The sequence below is a fragment of the Psychrosphaera sp. B3R10 genome (genome assembly GCF_018861025.1).
GTDB lineage: Bacteria > Pseudomonadota > Gammaproteobacteria > Enterobacterales > Alteromonadaceae > Psychrosphaera > Psychrosphaera algicola.
The window spans coordinates 165,042-183,406 of the sequence record NZ_JAHKQH010000019.1 but is presented as its reverse complement, the minus strand read 5'-3'; the positions used below and the strand labels follow the sequence as shown (position 1 = coordinate 183,406).

Genomic DNA, 18,365 nt, shown 5'->3' with positions numbered 1-18,365 from the left:
TCGTTATTTAACCTCATTGTAATTGGGTTTAAATACGCGAATATAAGTAAGCACTGCTCCTGCAAATGCCGCCAAAATCCCAAGAGAAGCCACTAATAATAAGAACCAATTAGCGACGTTTTCTCCATCATCATAATCCATAATATGGAAGCGCCACATCCAGTCGAATAATCGCCAAAAATCATGTCTTTTAGTGACTAACTTGCCCGACTCCTGGCTAATGTATAGCGTCGGTGAGGAAAACTGATCATAATCTATTTTCCAAACAGGAATATAACGAGAAGATAATTCAGGAGGTACGTCTGTAGACTTACTCAGAAGCCTTATTGATTTTATTTCACTATTGCCGCTATATTTACTTTCAGCGATATGAATTGCCATCATTTTGTCGATTACCGGTAATATAAGCCCTGTTTTAGCATCAACCAACCGCCAGCTAGGTTTGCTTTTGGGCTCTGAAAACAGATAAACCGGCCGGTCGATTAAAGTCGTCAACGAAATCGACTCAGCCTCTGGATATTGCGCTAAAAGTTCGCTTATTGGGTACGTTACCTGTGATAACGCTATCGACGCTTCATTCTCTTTAACTAAGGTTTCGCCATGAATATAGTGGATATCAAAACTCACCATATATAGGCCAGTCAAAGACCAAAATAGAAACTGCACACCAACAAACGCCATAAGCCATTTGTGGTATTTTCGAATACTTCGGATCATGACGTTTCCTTTCATTACGTTTCCTTATTTCCGACCGTTAACTTTGTTACTTCCTTAAGATAAAAAACAGCCGGTAATACCACGAGAGTCAACATTACCGCGCTTGCCATGCCACCTACCATAGGAGCAGCAATTCGACTCATCACTTCAGAACCAACGCCTGTGCCATACAAAATAGGTAGCAAACCGACAATTATTGCCGCGGCAGTCATCATTACAGGTCTTACCCGCATACCAGCACCTTCTATAATGGCACTCTGTATATCCGCTTTAGTCACCGGTTTATTTTCCTTTAGCAATGTTTGATACATCGAGTTAATTGCCTGATTTAAGTAAACTAACATGATCACCCCGATCTCCACTGCAACACCGGCCAATGCGATAAAGCCGACACCAACTGCCACTGAAAAATTAAAGCCTTGTAAGTACATTAACCAAATACTGCCTACCATAGCCAATGGCAAAGTCCCCATAATAATGAATACTTCCGCAACGTTTCTAAAATTGAGGTACAACAATATTACAATTATCGCTAATGTTAATGGCACTACAAAAGTTAGCTTTTCTTTAGCCCGCAACATATATTCATATTGCCCAGCCCAAGCGATAGAATAACCTGATTTTATATTTAATTGCTCCGAGACGACTCGTTGTGCTTCTTGCACATAAGTGCCGATATCCGCCCCTTCTATATCGACAAACACCCAACCGTTTATTCTGGCATTCTCACTTTTAATTCCCGGCGGACCATCTTCAATCAAAACATTAGCGACATCCGCTAATGAAATACGCATCCCATCCGGTGTAACTATTGGTAATCGTGAAAGTTTTTCAGGTGAGTCTCGATAGTCCTGTGGGTAACGTAAATTAACCGGGTATCGTTCTTGACCTTCAACTGTTTGCGTAACATTCATACCACCAATCGCAGAGGCTACAACTTGTTGTACATCGGCGATATTTAAACCATAGCGCGCTGCTTTTTTACGTTGAATGTCGACTTTAAGATAACGGCCACCGGCGACTCGCTCGGAGTAAACAGACGAAGTACCAGGTACAGTCATCAATATTTTTTCCAACGATTTCCCTATTTCTTCAATATCTTTTAATTTAGGTCCAGCAATCTTAATCCCGACAGGCGTTTTAATGCCTGTAGCTAACATGTCTATTCGAGTTTTTATCGGCATTACCCAGGCATTGGTTAACCCAGGAAATTGAACTAAATTATTAAATTCTTTCTTGAGGCTCTCAGTTGTGACACCGTCACGCCACTGCTCCCGTGGTTTAAGCTGAATTATGGTCTCAATCATAGTTAATGGCGCGGGATCGGTAGCCGTTTCAGCACGCCCTACTTTGCCAAATACAGTTTCTACTTCTGGAACGGTTTTAATCAACTTGTCCGTTTGTTGTAATAATTCACGGGCTTTACCAATTGAAATACCTGGGTATGTTGTGGGCATATACATTAAATCGCCTTCATCTAAGGGCGGAATAAACTCACTACCTATTTTATTTATTGGCCAAAAACCCGCTACGGTTACTAAAAATGCCACAACAATAGTCGACTTTGGATAAGTTAAAACCTTATTTAATATCGGTAAGTATACTGCCGTCAACAATCTGTTTATTGGGTTTTTATGCTCAGCTAATACCTTACCTCTAATAAAATACCCCATTAAAACTGGTACTAACGTTATAGCGAGGGCCGCTGATGCAGCCATTGCGTACGTTTTAGTAAACGCCAATGGAGAAAACATTTTTCCCTCTTGGGCTTCTAACGTAAATACCGGTAAAAACGAAACCGTTATGATCAACAGTGAAAAAAACAACGCAGGGCCAACTTCACTTGCCGATTGAGCTACGATCTGCCAGCGATTCTTGTCTGTTAGCGGAGTTTTCTCCATATGTTTATGCATATTTTCAATCATGACAATTGCGCCGTCTATCATTGCACCTATAGCTATTGCAATACCACCTAATGACATGATATTGGCATTGATCCCTTGCAAATGCATGATGATAAATGCCGTTAGGATACCGACTGGCAAGCTGATGATAGCAACCAATGACGATCGTAAGTGGAATAAAAAGACCATACAAACTAATGCGACAACAGCAAATTCTTCTAACAATTTTGTCCATAAGTTTTCTACAGCATCGTCAATAAGTCCTGAACGGTCGTAAACCGTGACAATTTCAACGCCTTTAGGAAGTCCCTTTTTGAGTTGTTTAAGTTTTGCTTTAACACCTTCAATCGTTTGCTGTGCGTTTTCGCCAAATCGCATAACAACAATCCCACCAACAACTTCGCCTTCACCATTTAACTCGGCAATACCTCGGCGCATTTGTGGCCCTAAACTTACCTGGGCTAAGTCACCAATGGTTAATGGTGTTCCTTGTTTATTAACACCAAGTGGAATTGCTTCAATGTCTTGAATATTCTTAATGTAACCAGACGCGGTAACCATATATTCAGCTTCGGCCATTTCGACGACAGAAGCGCCGGTTTCTTGATTACCGCGTTGTAGAGCGGTTTTTATATGGTTTAGTGGTACACCGTAAGCTCTAAGTTTATCTGGGTCAATTTGGACTTGGTACTGTTTAACCATGCCACCAATTGCGGCGACTTCTGACACCCCAGCCACTGTTTGTAATTCATATTTCAAAAACCAATCTTGCAAGCTACGTAATTGGCTAATGTCGTGTTGCCCGGTTTTATCAATTAATGAATACAAATATACCCAGCCAACGCCGGTAGCGTCGGGTCCTAATTGCGGACGTGCACTTGGTGGTAATGAAGGTGTAACTTGACTCAAATACTCTAACACTCGGCTGCGTGCCCAGTATAAATCTGTAGATTCGTCAAATATGACATAGACAAATGAATCGCCAAAAAATGAATAACCACGCACGGTTACAGCGCCAGGCACAGATAACATTGCCGTGGTTAATGGATAGGTTACTTGGTCTTGAACAACCTGTGGTGCCTGGCCTGGATAATTGGTTTTTATGATCACCTGTACATCTGATAAATCAGGTAATGCATCTACAGGTGTATTTTTGACGGAATATAATCCGGCACCAACGATTATTATTGTGGCTAAAATAACAAAAAAACGGTTTTGAATTGACCATCTGATAATTGCTTCAATCATTAAATAGTCTCCTAATGGCCGTCATGCATAGACATTGGTTCGACCTTGTCTTTAGGTTTTATCGCAGGGTTATCATTTACTTTTATCGCAATCACTGTTAACTCATCTCTAACTTCAAAAGTAAATGTCACAGGATTACCTTCCACAAATTTGTCTAATGATAAATTTTCTTCAATTTCAAAATCCAAAGTTGCTGCGTCTCTTTGCCATTTGGTTATGGCTTCTCGACTTATGTTTACGATCCTATTTTTTTTGTCAACGCTGTTAATAATGCCGCCCACAGTTGCCGTTGGGTAATTAGGTGAATCCTTTGCTGAATTATCACCTTCGTCACGAATATGAATAACAGTAATGTTAATTTCGTCGTTAGGCAGTTTTGTCATTTCAAAATGTAGTGTTTGCCCAACTCGAACGTCAGATAAATCGACCTCATTGGCTACGATGAAATCCATTGTCATCTCTGGCCATTGCCATTCCTCTACGGGCTCATGTGTGATATTTATCATACTATGTTCCCGCATCAGACTGTTTACAACGCCCGTAGCAAATACAGTTTCACTGCGAACCGTTGGACTCATTCTGAGGAAGTCTGAACTTTTACTTGATTCTGAATCAATCAAAAACTGGGCAGAAACAACGACTCGGTCTTGATCATTTAAGCCACGTTTGATTTCAATGTAATCATTTGAAACACGACCTATGACGACCTCGATAGACTTAAATTGACCATCGCCTAACGCTAAAACAACTCTATCTTGTTTACCCGTTCTTATAACAGATTCTTTTGGTACCATTAACGTATTTGTAATACCAGTGGCGTGAATTAAGACTTGCGCGAACATGTTAGGCTTTAATTTGTGGTCCGGATTCTCAAACTTTAATCTGACTCGTAGAGTACGAGTTGTAGGGTTTAAAGTTGGATAAACATAGTCAACAATTCCTGACCACGTTTTACTTGGCAGGTAATCTAACGTCATTGATACATCTAATCCGGCTCGCACCAATGCGGCGTCTCGTTCGAAGACTTCGGCTTCAACCCAAACTTGGTCAAGCTGTCCAATACTCATTAACGTTGTGCCTGGCTTTACAAAAAATCCTTCGCGAATTTTAAGCCCATCTATTACGCCTGATTGAGGTGCGATAAAAGTGATGTTTTGAACCACCTTTTGACTTTTTTCTAAGTTAAGAATAAACGCATCTGACAGTTGCAATGCCTGTAGACGTTCTCGCGCTGCGATGATTAGTGTTTTATTATTGCGCTTTAACGCGATTAAAAACTCTTCTTGAGCGTTAACTAATTGTGGCGCATAAAGCGTATATAAAGGTTGGCCTTTTTCAACGGGATTCCCTGCGGCTTTGACAAACAATTTTTCTATCCATCCCTCTACGCGGGGATGAATATGAACCAATTGATCTTCGTCATATTGTACATATCCTACCGTAGAGATTTCGGTCATCATTTCACCGCGAACGACTTTTGCCGTCCTAACGCCCATATTATTGATAACGTGAGACGCAATTGTCACCTGTCCAGCGGTTCCCTGTTGCTTGCTCTCGGCATAAACCGGAACCAGATCCATTCCCATTGGTGACTTACCCGGTTTATCTCTACGGTAATTTGAATCCATAGGTGCTACCCAATAAAGTGGCTTCTTACTTGCTGACTCATCTGTACTATTTGCAGCACCGTTGTTGGGGAATAGATTAAAGCCAAGCAGTTGTAAAGTAGGTGCACTAATTACGGTTAACACTGCACCTAAAATCGTGCTAGCTATTATTGTTGCGACAAATTTTTGTGTAATAGTCATTATTTAGTCCATCCGTCTGGATAATATGGCAGTAGCGATTGCGTCGTTAGATAGTTAATTCGAGCCGTTGCTTTTAGCAAATTGATATCAATGTTAAGTGCCGATATTTGTGTATTAAGTTCAGCGATACGAGCGCGAATAACTTCAGAGAAATCACCGTCGTCATTGGTATAAGCTGTTAACGAGGCCTCTGCTTGCTCATGAGTTTGGGTTATTAGTTGCGTTATATACAGTTGCTGTCGCTGGGTAAGTCGTTGTAAGTTTCTATATTCTTTTTCAATTTGTGTAATTAGGCTTTTTGTTAATAAAAGGTGGTCCGTTCTAATGGACGCTGCGTCGGAAATAGATGCAGATACAAGTTTATCTTGTCGTTTATTGGTAAATAATGGCACATCAAAAGTAACCCCAATGGAAAAAAAATCTGCCCTATCATCACCATTTTCCATAGCGTCTCTATACGCATAAGACGCATTGATCCCCCATTGTGGTTTGTATTGTTCTTTCGCTATTTCAACATCTTTTAATGCCACTTTTTGGTCAACATCGATTAGACGTACTGTGGGATGATTTGAAACAAGCTGAGCTAATGAATTTCTAGACAATAGTTTATTTTTAGACAAAATATTGCTTCTCAAAGGTATTGATGGCAATGAATCAGTTACTTTGATGTCTGTTGCTATTGCGTCAAAATTAGGTTTATTGTCATGTAAACCGTCTTGAAAAACATGCAACCATTCATTAAGCCTTGCGATAGCGGATTCAAGCTTTTGATACTCTACCGCTAATCTGTCGTCTAATTGGATAAGCTCTAGTTGTGAACGAATAACATCTTGTTGTCGGGTTTTTCCTACGGTACTAGAATAACTCGCTCTAGCAACATCTGCAGTTTGTTCAAATAAGGTTTTGTCACGAGTTATAAGGTTAATGGTCTTTTGGGCCAAATAAATGTCTAACCAAATATGTGTCACATTTAGCGTTAGTTGGGCTTTTCGTTCTTCTTGCATCAACGGATATTTTTGCGCACTTGTAGTCAGTTTCGCTTGTTTAATGTCGAGTACGTTTCCTCTTGGCAGCAGTTGCGATACACCAACTTTTAACTGCGTCATGTTCTCTTGATTAAAATCCATAGAATCGACAGGTACATTCATTAAACTAACTGACACAAGCGGATCAGACATCGTGGCGACGGCAGAACTTCTTGCTAATGTCGCTCGGTATTTTTGGTTATTGCCATTCACCCAAGGGTCATTTGTAATGGCTTGAATTATTGCGTCGTCTAACGAAATAACGGGATTCGCCGTCACCGAATTAGACATAGTAGAAATTAATACCGCTCCGATTAAGGTAGCATTACGAAAATTAAGTTGAGCCATTAAAACTGCTCCTCGTAATGGTCAATATGCAAGCCCCATTTTTTACAGCATCCACAACTAGGTTTTTTATAAACTTGGCGCTTTTTCTCTGGGTGAATAAGAGGCTCAATTTTGTTCATTGCATTAGCCATTGCTGCCAAAATCGCGCCTGCGACGAAAAATACCAGCATGGCAATTAGTTCTTTTGTTTGTAAATACATGCTTTACCATCTTTAAATGAAAACGGCGTTAGACAAATAAATAGACTAAGTCGTTCTAACTTTTTGGTTTTGAGAGAGTTATGTATGTGCACCAAAATTTAGATGCACTTGTCCTGTGGATTAAGAAATTATAGGAGGACGGTAGAAAGACTTATAAATTGAGATTGGTGATGTATGTTCTAGGCTCGGCACTTTTTCGATTGTTACTAGAGATAATATTGACTGTATGTCAACGGTTACAAACGTGTAAGTTGAGCAGGCGTTTGCGGGACAACTGCATTCAATATCACAACAATCCATTTTCCCGCTTTGCTCATGATTAGAAGGTGCACCATATGACATATTTCCAGATACTTTCATATCTTTGTGCATTGCCATTGATGAAGATGTAGATGTTTTCCCAGTATGATTCATCGTCATGTGTTGGCCACTATCTGTCATTTCGCAAGGCATAACGGTATTAGCAAGCGATTGCCCTATTACGGACAACAACATTGTTATAATTACGCAAGCTCTAGTAAACGCAGACGACATGGATTTCTCTTACTGATTTGATAGTAGCAAAATACATTCTAAGCACTTATTTGTAAAGTTGAAAAGAAACAAATAGGTTACTAACATTCTAATACAACGACGACAGCGATTTATAACGCCTTATCAAAAGTATTGAATAAACTCACCTTGCGTTTGTATTTAGCCAGTTGATATACATATGAAAAGGCAAAGGCTCACAATATTTAAACCCTTGTACGATATTACAAGGTAGTTCAAGCATCATATTTTCAGAATCTAATGAGTCTATCCCAATACCTACAACATCAATACCATTGGTATTTGTCAAGCTGACAAGCTGACGAATGACGGTTGTATTACCTTGTGTCGCTTCTATATTTTGAATTTCTCTGCAATCCAATTTGATTTCAGACACCAGTCCGTTAAATACAAATCCTAAATTAGATAACGGCGTTTTTAGTGCATCTACTGAGATCCGATACCCTTTTCTCTTTAGTCCTATTATTGTTTTTTTAATATTATTGTCTAAATTTTCAAATTTTAGATCAGTGAACTCAAACGTTAAATGCTTGGCCGCAATTCTATATGTATCTAAACTTTTTTGGACCATCGCTAAAAACTGTGACAAATGTAAATCAGAAACAGAAATGTTAATGGCGACATGATAATTAGGGTCAAACTCTTTAATTAGCTTACTTAAGTTTTGACACGAAGTGTCTATCACCCATTCAGTTAATGACGAAATCAACCCTGTATCTTTGGCAATCGGTACAAACTCTGAAGGACTAATTTCACCTAACTCAGAATGTTCCCAGCGAACTAATATTTCACTACCAATAACTTCAAGCTTATCCACACCCAATTTCGGTTGATGGTAGATAATGAGTTCTTTGTTATCGATCGCTTTTTGTAATTCAGTGGCAATTTCAACTCTTCTATTTTGGTTAAATTTATCTAATTCATTAAAAATCCAAAAATCTAATTTTTTAGAATTCGCGATATTAATTGCTTGTTGCGCCTGATTGACAATATCAGTTAATGAAAAATCATTACTTTCCTTGGTCGCTGCGCCAATAACAAAATGCATTTTATACAATTGTGCTGTTGTACTATTGTTTAACTTTTGTAACTTACAAAATTCTTTAATCGTAGTTTTGAGTAATGCTTCATCACTGCTGGTAATCGTAATGGCAAACAATCCCTCACGCACTAAACAGACTTTTCTTATCGTCGAGTCATTATCAACGTCAATAACATGGAGATAACTTGAAAAATATCGTTGTATATCGCTCACAAAACTATTGATAAACGCTATTTGTTCTTGGTTTTTATCTATTGTTGTAAAATTATCAACTTCATCTAACTCAATTAATATTACAGAGTATTTATTCTTAGCTAGCTTAGGCGTTTGATTAATGCAAAATTCTAATTTTGCAATATTTGCCAGTTTAAAGATCTTGTCATGTGTCGCTTCATAAAGTATTTCTGCTTTATTTACCCGTAATCTTTCGGCAAGTGCCATCGAAATTAATGTCATTTCAAAAACGACGCCAAAAAACGCCGCATGCCGCGTCCAAAAGCCATATTCTAACTGCCCTTGCAGCAATAGAGTTCCAACGGCTGAACCGACAAAGAGCGGCAACCATGAGATGATGTAAAGCGTCCCCCAACTCTTATTTTTTCTTATTCTCTGAAACAACATGATTAAGCACAAAATATAAATAAATAGCTGCATTAAAAAAAATGGTTTAGCAGCCTCATACTCACTTTGGGTTGTGGCGTATACTCCAAATACAAACAATATGATCGTTAACCCTTTCACAGAGCGCTGAATCACTAATTGTTCTTTATTATTGAAATGTAAAAAGTAATAACTAAATAACAGCAAGAAGATGCCAAGCAGGTAATAAACTGAAATAATATTGTTGCCAATGTGCTGGTAAAAACTGATTGGTAATAAATAAATTCCAAAACCATGCACAAAACTTAAAACCATTAAAAAGCTAATAATATAGCCAACATATAAAATATATAATTTGTCGTGAACACCGAGAAACAAGATTAAGTTATAGGCTGTCATAACAAAGACGATCCCTACGATTGATCCCCACAACAAATACAGCATATTTTTATAACGATTGAAGCCATTAGATTCAAAAAGGGCCACTGGTAGATGTGGTGTTCCTAAAGAATAGGTTCTAATAAGTAATTCTTTTTGTTGTTGCTTTTGCAAACTCACTGCGATTGAAGGTAACGCCATTTCGCGCTTCTTATTAATTCGATTATCACCTAATCGCTTAACGAGAGTTGGGATACCAGCTTTTATTTCATAAATGTCTATTTCATCTAACATTGGATTATCAAATAAATAAACATATTCAGACAATACAGAACGTAGATTTCTAATTTTAATTAAGTGCCAGTATTCATTCTCACCAAACTCTAAACTTATTGTTTTCTTTTCTCGAGTATCATTTTTAAAGAAATTGTAGATGGTCTGCGAGTCAGTTTTAAAGTCAACTTGAACATTCCTGTAAACTGATTCGACTGCCAAATTTTTACTATTTAATGCCAGTTTATTAATATTTTCGAGTTTACTAATGATATAGCTAGTAAAAATAACAACTAAAAAGGACATGAACAGAATTGAAATGAACCTTAAATGAAGTTTCATGATTTCACCCCATTTAAAACAAAGCTATGTAAACTTTGGTCTTTAGCGAGAGAGTCGATAAAGCGCTGATCAATGTATTCCTTAAATTCTATTTCTGACAACACGTTTGTTGATAGCGCTCCAACTAAATTAAAAGGAAGCACTTTTAACTCATCAAAATCCGTTTGATTTTTTATATTCTCAACCAATATCGAAATATCCATTTTTTGTAGAGTAGAAGAAAAATTGAGAACTCGTTCGGGGTCGCTTGTCCTTATAAGTTTTTTCATTGTTTCCGCTTGAAACGTAACTACTGAGATAGGCAACTCACTGATCCAGTTTGCACTTTCTATTCCAAATGTATCTTCCTTAATACTAATTAAAAATCCGAGGTCGACAAATTCTCGAAGCGTGCTGATTTCCTGTATGTTTTGCGAATTCATTAGCTTGCTACTTACCGTAATAACAAATAAATCGGCCTTCAAACCATATTTATTTAACGTTTTAATCAGCATGGAAATAAAGGTTTTTGTTATTCTATTTTGAGTTGATAAGTCGATTAAAAACTTAGTTTTAGTCGAGCCTAACAATGCAACTTGACTGCAAATTAACTCGAAAACTCGTTCTTCGAACAAACTAGCCATCATATTGTTAGTCGTTGTATCTAAACAGGCAGAAAGTTCAAAGAACTCATTATTTTTAGAGGAACTTATACTCAATTTAACTAGCGATAATTTACTGTTAACCGAGTTTGTTGTAGGTTGAAATCCTATTTGAAAATCTTGTAGTTCGTTAGATTTTACAAGTTCCGAAACTAGCTGATGCCTTTTATCCGAGCTCCGTTTCTCAAAAGTTTGAAATGTAGTCGTGGCACGATTGCTCTGTTGTAATACATTAAAGCTAAAAGTAATAATTTCTTCTGGTGACTCAAATTCTGCTGAATTTACGCAACTAATAAAGCAATTAAACGAAACATCAAATCCTTTCAGGCGATAGGTAAAAGGAAGCAATTCTCCAATTTCATCTTGTAAGTTGTCGATTAGTATTTGATCGGTACTTAAAATTACTAACGCAAAATAGCCATCTTTAACAGCAGCAATATGTTTTACGTCGATATGTTCGTCAAGTGTCGCTAAGGTGACATGGTCACTAAAAAACGTTTCAACTTTTGTTAAAAATTTATCGACGACTACTTTTAAACTTATTTGATCTAGATAAGGCGTTAACTGATGATAATTTTCTATTTTAATTACCACTAAACTAAATGAAGGATTAGGTACAACATCAAATTGTTTTTTAAGTTGCTGTTCTAAAATTATTGAATTGCCAATATTTAAAAAGTGGTCATGTGTGGCCTGGAACAGCAATTGATTTTCGCTCATTCGTAATCGTTCTGCTAAAGCCATTGAAATAAAGGTCATTTCAAATAATACGCCCAACAAAAGTGCATGACGACTCCAGAAACTATACTCCAGATTACCCGTTAACATTAATGGGCCTACTGCAGCTCCGATGAATAACGGTAACCAGGAAATTACATAATATTTTGCCCAGCTAAAATCTAACTTTAACCGGATTGCGACTAAAATGATGGCAAAAATATAGACAGAACCTTGTGCCATAAAAAACAGTTGCGCCGCCTTATATTCAACAACAAACAACGCGTAAAAACTAAGTGCCAAAAGCAAATTAATAACGACCTGGCCCGTCCGAAAACTAAGACTGCGTTTGTCTTGATCAAATTTTAGAAACTTCATGGCAAACGCCAACATTAGCGCCCCAACCATGCTAAACAGAGCGATGACATTATCCGCTATTAGGTCATACACCCAATAAGGCACAAGGTAAGTTAAAAATCCATGAACTACACCTAGGACAACCAAAAAGGCAAATATGTAACCTACATAAATTAGATAAAGTTTATCTTTTACACCTACAAATAAAATAATGTTGTAAATAGACATTAATATGACGATGCCGACAAAACTTCCCCAGATAAGAAACACCATGGATTTGTATTGTTCAAAGTTTTCATTGGTAAAAATAGATATAGGTAAATTCGGCGTACCTTTAGAATTGGTTCTAATAACCATTTCCATCTCACCAGAACCGTTAAGTTCAATTACTGAGTGAGGTAAAGCAAGTAACTCGAGTTCCGTATTCTTTCGTTTATCGCCTAGTTTTGACAAAACGTGGAGGTCATTATTCTTCAATTCATAAATATCAATGTAATCTAACATTGGATTATCTAATAAAAGGACCAAATTCATTTTGGTGGTTGTCAGGTTTCTAAATTTTAATTGGTACCAAACGTCACTTTCACCAAATTCTATCTTTGAATAGTTGAGTTTAGTTGGTCTAAATCGACTTTTAAATTCACTATAATTAGAGTTAACAAATTGATTTTTGTCATCAACAAAATACGCTTGATCAATTTTTAATTGCAGATTATTGGTGTTTATATTTAATTCGTTTATACGGTCAAAAGAACTTTTAATTCCCCACAATAGTGAAAATAAGATGAAAAGGACACATCCTGTTATTGCCCAGCTCCCAGCTTTTTTCATTATATTTCCTAAATATCTCAATAGTTAAGCCATATTATAGTTCTTATTTAGTAAAAATATTTACTCTTTTACAGAATATTTTTGTTGCATTTTTAATCCCCTACGACTACTGTATAAACTACTGTATAGAAATACTATTAATAAAAACAGGTATTGGCGATGAACTATTTAAACTTTAGTAATAACAAATTTCAGCATCCGGCAATTTCACCGATTAAACCATCAATTAATGCCGACCTTTTAGATACACACTTAGAATTGCTGAAGATAATTAAACGATATGAATTTAGCGATGGTTGGACGTTGCTCATTGCGCCAGAAAAACTGCCAGATAAGCAAATTCTTAATTCATGCAGTATCAATTTAAGTAAAGTACTTACCGTGCATAAGCGATACTGCAAAAGCGCCTTTGAACTTGCCAAAAAGGCCATATTTTTTGATAACTGTGCCGTTTTAGTCATTTGGGACGATTCGATTAGTGGTCTCGAATTAGAATTAATACGAAAACAAGCCCATGAGAATGGTACTGCTCTATATCTATTAAACTCAGATCAAACCACTTATAATGAGTATATTCAAACCCACTAAGTACCTAAGCTATGTTTTGTTGTCCGTGCAGTGATCGTGAATATGAAATTTGTTGCAAGCCTTTAATAGAAAGGAAAAGCAACCCAAGTTCACCTGAACAATTGATGAGGTCAAGATACTCTGCGTTTGTGCTAAATAAACCAGAATATTTGTACGATACAAGTTCAGTCAATCTAAAAAGTCAGCTGACGGTTGAACAGTTGCGTCAATCATGTATTGAAAATTGTTTTGTTAAGTTAGAAATTGTTAATACAGAAACTCAGTTTGTGGAGTTTAAAGCGTTTTTTATCGAGCATGAACATTGTGGCGTATTACACGAACGTTCTAAATTTGTAGTAGAAAATGGCATTTGGAAGTACGACACTGGAACCCTATTTGACGAACCTATTAATAAGTTAAATAGAAATGACCTTTGTCCGTGCGACAGCGGTAAAAAATTTAAAAAGTGTCATATGAGATGATCGTTTAAGGCATTTGCTTTAATCGGATTAATATCTTCTTGATGTTCCTCTGTAAAAGTAAAAACGATTTAGATTTAGGTGAAATCAAATAAAAATGGCAGGCCAAGCCTACCATTTCAATTTACTTATGTGTTTTAGACTAAATCATTAATTATTTTGTTGTTCAGCCAAATATAACCAAGTTTCTAGAACCGTGTCGGGGTTTAATGAAATTGAATCAATTCCTTGTTCAACCAACCAATTAGCAAAATCTTCATGATCTGAAGGTCCCTGTCCACATATACCAACATATTTATTTGCCTTTTTACAGGCTTTAATAGCCAAAGACAGTAATGCTTTTACGGCTTCGTCTCGTTCATCAAACAGGTCAGCAATAAGACCTGAGTCTCTATCAAGACCAAGCGTTAATTGAGTTAGATCATTTGATCCAATCGAAAAGCCATCAAAGTACTCTAAAAATTGATCAGCCAATAAGGCATTTGATGGTAACTCACACATCATTATGACTCGTAAACCGTCTACCCCACGTTTAAGACCATGTTCTTCTAATAATTCAGATACACGTTTAGCTTCGCTTACCGTTCGTACAAATGGGATCATAACTTCGACATTAGTCAATCCCATGTCATTTCTAACTCGTTTTAGAGCTTCACACTCCAGAGCAAAACATTCTCTAAAACTATCTGAAATGTAACGAGATGCGCCACGATAACCTATCATCGGGTTTTCTTCTTCAGGTTCGTATTGGTCACCACCAACTAAATTGGCATATTCATTTGATTTGAAGTCTGACATACGAACAATTACTTTTTCTGGATAAAAAGCAGATGCTAGCGTCGATACACCCTCTTTAATTTTATTGATATAAAACTCGACTGGAGAGTCATAGCCTGCTGCAAGTTCGTCAATTTCTTCTTTAATATCTTCTGGTTGAGCATCGTAATTTAATAATGCCTTTGGATGCACCCCAATCATTCTATTAATTATAAACTCTAATCGAGCGAGGCCAATTCCCGCATGTGGTAAACGAGCAAAGTCAAAAGCACGGTCTGGGTTACCTACATTCATCATTACTTTAACGGGTAAATCTGGCATGTCGTCAACCTTTGAAGTCACCACTTCGTATGGCAATACTTCACCATAAATAAAACCGGTATCACCTTCTGCGCACGATACCGTAACCTCGTCGCCTGTGACAATAGACTCAGTTGCATTACCACAACCAACCACAGCAGGGATCCCTAATTCACGTGCGATAATAGCTGCGTGGCAAGTTCTGCCCCCGCGATTTGTTACAATCGCTGAAGCACGTTTCATAATTGGTTCCCAATCCGGGTCAGTCATGTCCGTAACTAAAACGTCTCCAGGTAAAATTTGGTCCATTTCAGCGATTGAACCGAGCACTTTCGCAACACCAGCGCCAACCTTGTGTCCAATTGCACGGCCTTCTGTTAATATTTTGCCGCGGCGTTCTAGTTGAAATGATTCAATAACATTTGCTTCTTCGTTACTGCGTACCGTTTCTGGTCGTGCCTGAACTATATATAGTTGACCATCCATACCATCCTTAGCCCACTCAATGTCCATAGGTCGACCATAATGTTTTTCTATTGTCACCGCTTGTTTAGCAAGCTCCATAATTTCATCTTCAGTTAATGAAAACTGATTCGCGAGTTCAGGTTCAACATCTATAACTTTAACTTGTTTACCATGTTCCACGTCGTCGCTATAAATCATCTTAATCGCTTTACTGCCCATATTTTTGCGAATTACTGCAGGGCGACCGTTTGCAAGCGTTGGCTTGTGTACGTAAAACTCATCTGGGTTAACAGCACCCTGCACAACCATTTCGCCAAGACCAAAAGATGAAGTCACAAATACCACATCTTCAAATCCTGATTCTGTGTCAATAGAGAACATAACACCTGACGATGACAGATCCGAACGAACCATACGCTGTACACCAGCTGATAATGCAACACCTTTGTGATCGTAACCTTGGTGAACACGATATGAAATTGCTCTGTCGTTAAACAAAGAAGCAAAAACATGTTTTACCGCGGTTTTAATTGAATCTAGCCCTTTTACATTAAGAAAGGTTTCTTGTTGTCCTGCAAACGATGCATCTGGCATATCTTCCGCAGTTGCAGATGAACGAACTGCAAATGACGCTTCATCTCCTAACTCCCCTGCTAGTTCCGCATACGATCGTTCCATTTCATTTTCAAATTCTGGTTGGAAAGGCGTTTCTATGATCCAGTTTCTAATCTTTTCGCCGGCTGCCGAAAGCGCAGCTAAGTCGTCGATATCGAGCGCATCTAACAAATCATGAATGCGTTGCTCTAATCCACTTTGTTCTAAAAACTCATTAAAGGCGTAAGACGTTGTCGCAAAACCATTTGGCACTTGTACGCCAACACTAGACAAATTGCTGATCATTTCACCTAAAGAGGCGTTCTTTCCACCGACTTGGTTAACATCACCCATGCCTAACTCTTTGTACCAAAGGACATAATTTTGCACGACAAACACTCCGTAATTTTCATTAATATTTAGATGAACTATAGTATTGTTTTGTTATGTAAGTATTATTATGTAAGTAAAATTGTAATAATACAAAACGAATTACATATTGCGGCATTTTACACAGGTGATTCAATTGCGCAAATTGATTTTTTTAATTTTTTAGGAGTGAAAACATGTTCGATCATCATGCATTTTATATTTCAGATGGCACTGCAATAACTGCTGAGACGGTTGGACACGCCACACTATCGCAGTTTGAAATGCAAATTGAACACGTTACTCTACCTTTTATCGAAAATATAGAGATGGCTAAAAAGGTCGTTTCTAGAATAAATCAAATATATGCTGCCAACGGAAAAATGCCGCTTGTCTTCTATACCTTTGTTGACCAACAACTTAAAGAAATTATTGAGCATGCAAAAGCGGTATGTTTTGACGTACTTATTCCGTTTACTAGCAAAGTGGAATTGGCATTAGGCGTTACAGCAACGCCAAAATTGCACCGCACCCACTCCATGAAAACAAACCGTTATGACTATCGAATTGAAGCTATGAACTATGCTTTAGCAAACGACGACGGCCAGACTATGCAGAATTATGCCGACGCGGACGTTATTTTAGTTGGCGTATCGAGAAGTGGGAAAACCCCCACAAGCATTTATTTAGCGCTAAATTATGGAATTAAGGCAGCAAACTATCCATTTATTGAAGACGATATGGATGAATTGACCTTACCTGCTATTTTGAAGAACAACAAAAAGAAATTATTTGGCTTAACAATCGACGCTAAACGATTGGCAGCGATCCGCAACGAACGTTACGCTAACAGCAAATACGCGTCGTTAAGGCAATGCCGTATGGAGTTACGGGAAGTCGAACGGCTCTACCGTAAATCTAAGATCCCTTTCATCAACACCACTTCGTTTTCTGTTGAAGAGATTTCAGCAAAAATCATGTCTGAAATGGCATTAGAGCGATTTAATCATTAGTTGATCAACAACTCAACGGCCATAAATAACCCAAACAAGATAGGTTGATGTACCAAATAGATGATTAAGCTATGCTGGCCTGCTCGTTCAATCAGTGAGTTAAAAATGGTTAACATAGGTAAATGGAATTGTTCTGCAAGGTTTGTTTTAAAGACCTTCTGAACCACGTTATTGTTTTGAATTAAGTGTCCGAAAAAGATCCCAATCAAAACGATACCAAACCATGGAAACACGGGAACGTAATCCAACGCAGGACGTTTAGTTTCTACCATTCCTAACCAGTGAAAATATAAGGGGTCAAAAAATTGGGATTGAACATAATGTCCTAAAAAGAAGACAATTACCCCAAGCACTAATGCAATCTTTGGGCGTGATATAAACGGCAAACTTAAAAATGTCGCCAGTAAAATGAAATGAATTATTCCAAACACAGTTACTTTATCAGCGGCAATAAAATAACTTGATACACTGACGAAGAACGCTGCCAAACCGAGTTGTCCAGAGCGTCTGATAAGATTACGCCAACGAAGTTTAGGATTGTGTGACAAAACTAAACTCACCCCGACTAAACTTAAAAATAGAATGACAATGACGTATCTAAACGGGATCCAATAGCCTTTGCCAAACATGGTGTCGATATAGTTAAAATAATAGAGATCGTAGCAAAAGTGGTAAATAACCATAAGTAAAATGGCAAACCCTCGAAGCCAATCTAAAAAAGAATACCTATTATTAATCATACCTATTACACCACTTATTTAAGCAATTAACGTTAGTGTTAAAATCAAAAAACCGGACTATTACATCCGGTTTTGTTT

At 37.6% G+C, this 18,365-nt stretch carries 13 protein-coding genes; 3 read left to right on the top strand and 10 right to left on the bottom strand.

All coding sequences use genetic code 11. The features are described 5' to 3' along the window. Positions 1-3 precede the first annotated feature (3 nt). The 8 genes from KO525_RS06015 to KO525_RS05980 form a co-directional block, all read right to left on the bottom strand. Entirely contained in the window at positions 4-732 is a 729-nt protein-coding gene (locus tag KO525_RS06015) for a PepSY domain-containing protein (RefSeq protein ID WP_252736700.1), read from the bottom strand. Further along, entirely contained in the window at positions 732-3,869 is a 3,138-nt protein-coding gene (locus KO525_RS06010) for an efflux RND transporter permease subunit (protein ID WP_215962888.1), read from the bottom strand. The genes KO525_RS06015 and KO525_RS06010 overlap by 1 nt, the downstream gene beginning before the upstream one ends. Before the next feature lie 11 nt (positions 3,870-3,880). Continuing rightward, on the bottom strand, positions 3,881-5,677 hold the full coding sequence (locus KO525_RS06005; protein ID WP_215962887.1) for an efflux RND transporter periplasmic adaptor subunit: 1,797 nt from the start codon (positions 5,675-5,677) through the stop codon (positions 3,881-3,883). After that, the gene (locus tag KO525_RS06000; protein WP_215962886.1) at positions 5,677-7,050 is read right to left on the bottom strand and encodes a TolC family protein; all 1,374 of its coding nucleotides are present in this window, start codon (positions 7,048-7,050) and stop codon (positions 5,677-5,679) included. Before KO525_RS06000 ends, KO525_RS06005 begins: the two co-directional genes overlap by 1 nt. Further along, positions 7,050-7,250 (bottom strand): hypothetical protein, encoded by a 201-nt coding sequence (locus KO525_RS05995; protein ID WP_215962885.1) that lies wholly within the window; start codon positions 7,248-7,250, stop codon positions 7,050-7,052. The genes KO525_RS06000 and KO525_RS05995 overlap by 1 nt, the downstream gene beginning before the upstream one ends. Positions 7,251-7,370: 120 nt before the next feature. Next, complete coding sequence (locus KO525_RS05990; protein ID WP_215962884.1) at positions 7,371-7,784, bottom strand: hypothetical protein; 414 nt, start codon at positions 7,782-7,784, stop codon at positions 7,371-7,373. Between the two features lie 142 nt (positions 7,785-7,926). Further along, on the bottom strand, positions 7,927-10,437 hold the full coding sequence (locus tag KO525_RS05985) for an EAL domain-containing protein (RefSeq protein WP_215962883.1): 2,511 nt from the start codon (positions 10,435-10,437) through the stop codon (positions 7,927-7,929). Next, on the bottom strand, positions 10,434-12,983 hold the full coding sequence (locus tag KO525_RS05980; RefSeq protein WP_215962882.1) for a 7TM diverse intracellular signaling domain-containing protein: 2,550 nt from the start codon (positions 12,981-12,983) through the stop codon (positions 10,434-10,436). The genes KO525_RS05985 and KO525_RS05980 overlap by 4 nt, the downstream gene beginning before the upstream one ends. Positions 12,984-13,142: 159 nt before the next feature. Here KO525_RS05980 and KO525_RS05975 point away from each other — a divergent pair, with 159 nt between their 5' ends. Next, positions 13,143-13,571, top strand: a complete 429-nt coding sequence (locus KO525_RS05975; RefSeq protein ID WP_215962881.1) for a hypothetical protein — start codon at positions 13,143-13,145, stop codon at positions 13,569-13,571. An 11-nt stretch (positions 13,572-13,582) separates the two neighbouring features. Beyond that, a complete protein-coding gene (locus tag KO525_RS05970; protein ID WP_256448302.1) occupies positions 13,583-14,032 on the top strand; it encodes a YchJ family protein in 450 nt (149 codons plus the stop codon). A 147-nt stretch (positions 14,033-14,179) separates the two neighbouring features. Here the strand turns inward: KO525_RS05970 and ppsA are convergent, their stop codons facing one another. After that, the gene (gene ppsA / locus KO525_RS05965; RefSeq protein ID WP_215962879.1) at positions 14,180-16,555 is read right to left on the bottom strand and encodes a phosphoenolpyruvate synthase; all 2,376 of its coding nucleotides are present in this window, start codon (positions 16,553-16,555) and stop codon (positions 14,180-14,182) included. 176 nt (positions 16,556-16,731) lie between these two features. Here ppsA and KO525_RS05960 point away from each other — a divergent pair, with 176 nt between their 5' ends. Then, complete coding sequence (locus tag KO525_RS05960; protein ID WP_215962878.1) at positions 16,732-17,547, top strand: pyruvate, water dikinase regulatory protein; 816 nt, start codon at positions 16,732-16,734, stop codon at positions 17,545-17,547. On the opposite strand, the gene KO525_RS05955 is transcribed toward KO525_RS05960, so the two are convergent. Continuing rightward, positions 17,544-18,287 (bottom strand): heparan-alpha-glucosaminide N-acetyltransferase, encoded by a 744-nt coding sequence (locus tag KO525_RS05955; protein ID WP_215962877.1) that lies wholly within the window; start codon positions 18,285-18,287, stop codon positions 17,544-17,546. The two genes, KO525_RS05960 and KO525_RS05955, sit on opposite strands and share 4 nt — an antisense overlap. Positions 18,288-18,365 lie beyond the last annotated feature (78 nt).

Bases quoted from the DNA above. Each gene is read 5' to 3' on its own strand.
- KO525_RS05980 (WP_215962882.1), bottom strand. From the start codon at position 12,983: ATGAAAAAAGCTGGGAGCTGGGCAATAACAGGATGTGTCCTTTTCATC.
- KO525_RS05990 (WP_215962884.1), bottom strand. From the start codon at position 7,784: ATGTCGTCTGCGTTTACTAGAGCTTGCGTAATTATAACAATGTTGTTG.
- KO525_RS05970 (WP_256448302.1), top strand. From the start codon at position 13,583: ATGTTTTGTTGTCCGTGCAGTGATCGTGAATATGAAATTTGTTGCAAG.
- KO525_RS05960 (WP_215962878.1), top strand. From the start codon at position 16,732: ATGTTCGATCATCATGCATTTTATATTTCAGATGGCACTGCAATAACT.
- KO525_RS06005 (WP_215962887.1), bottom strand. From the start codon at position 5,677: ATGACTATTACACAAAAATTTGTCGCAACAATAATAGCTAGCACGATT.
- KO525_RS05975 (WP_215962881.1), top strand. From the start codon at position 13,143: ATGAACTATTTAAACTTTAGTAATAACAAATTTCAGCATCCGGCAATT.
- KO525_RS06010 (WP_215962888.1), bottom strand. From the start codon at position 3,869: ATGATTGAAGCAATTATCAGATGGTCAATTCAAAACCGTTTTTTTGTT.
- KO525_RS06015 (WP_252736700.1), bottom strand. From the start codon at position 732: ATGAAAGGAAACGTCATGATCCGAAGTATTCGAAAATACCACAAATGG.
- KO525_RS05985 (WP_215962883.1), bottom strand. From the start codon at position 10,437: ATGAAACTTCATTTAAGGTTCATTTCAATTCTGTTCATGTCCTTTTTA.
- KO525_RS05955 (WP_215962877.1), bottom strand. From the start codon at position 18,287: ATGATTAATAATAGGTATTCTTTTTTAGATTGGCTTCGAGGGTTTGCC.
- KO525_RS05995 (WP_215962885.1), bottom strand. From the start codon at position 7,250: ATGTATTTACAAACAAAAGAACTAATTGCCATGCTGGTATTTTTCGTC.
- KO525_RS06000 (WP_215962886.1), bottom strand. From the start codon at position 7,050: ATGGCTCAACTTAATTTTCGTAATGCTACCTTAATCGGAGCGGTATTA.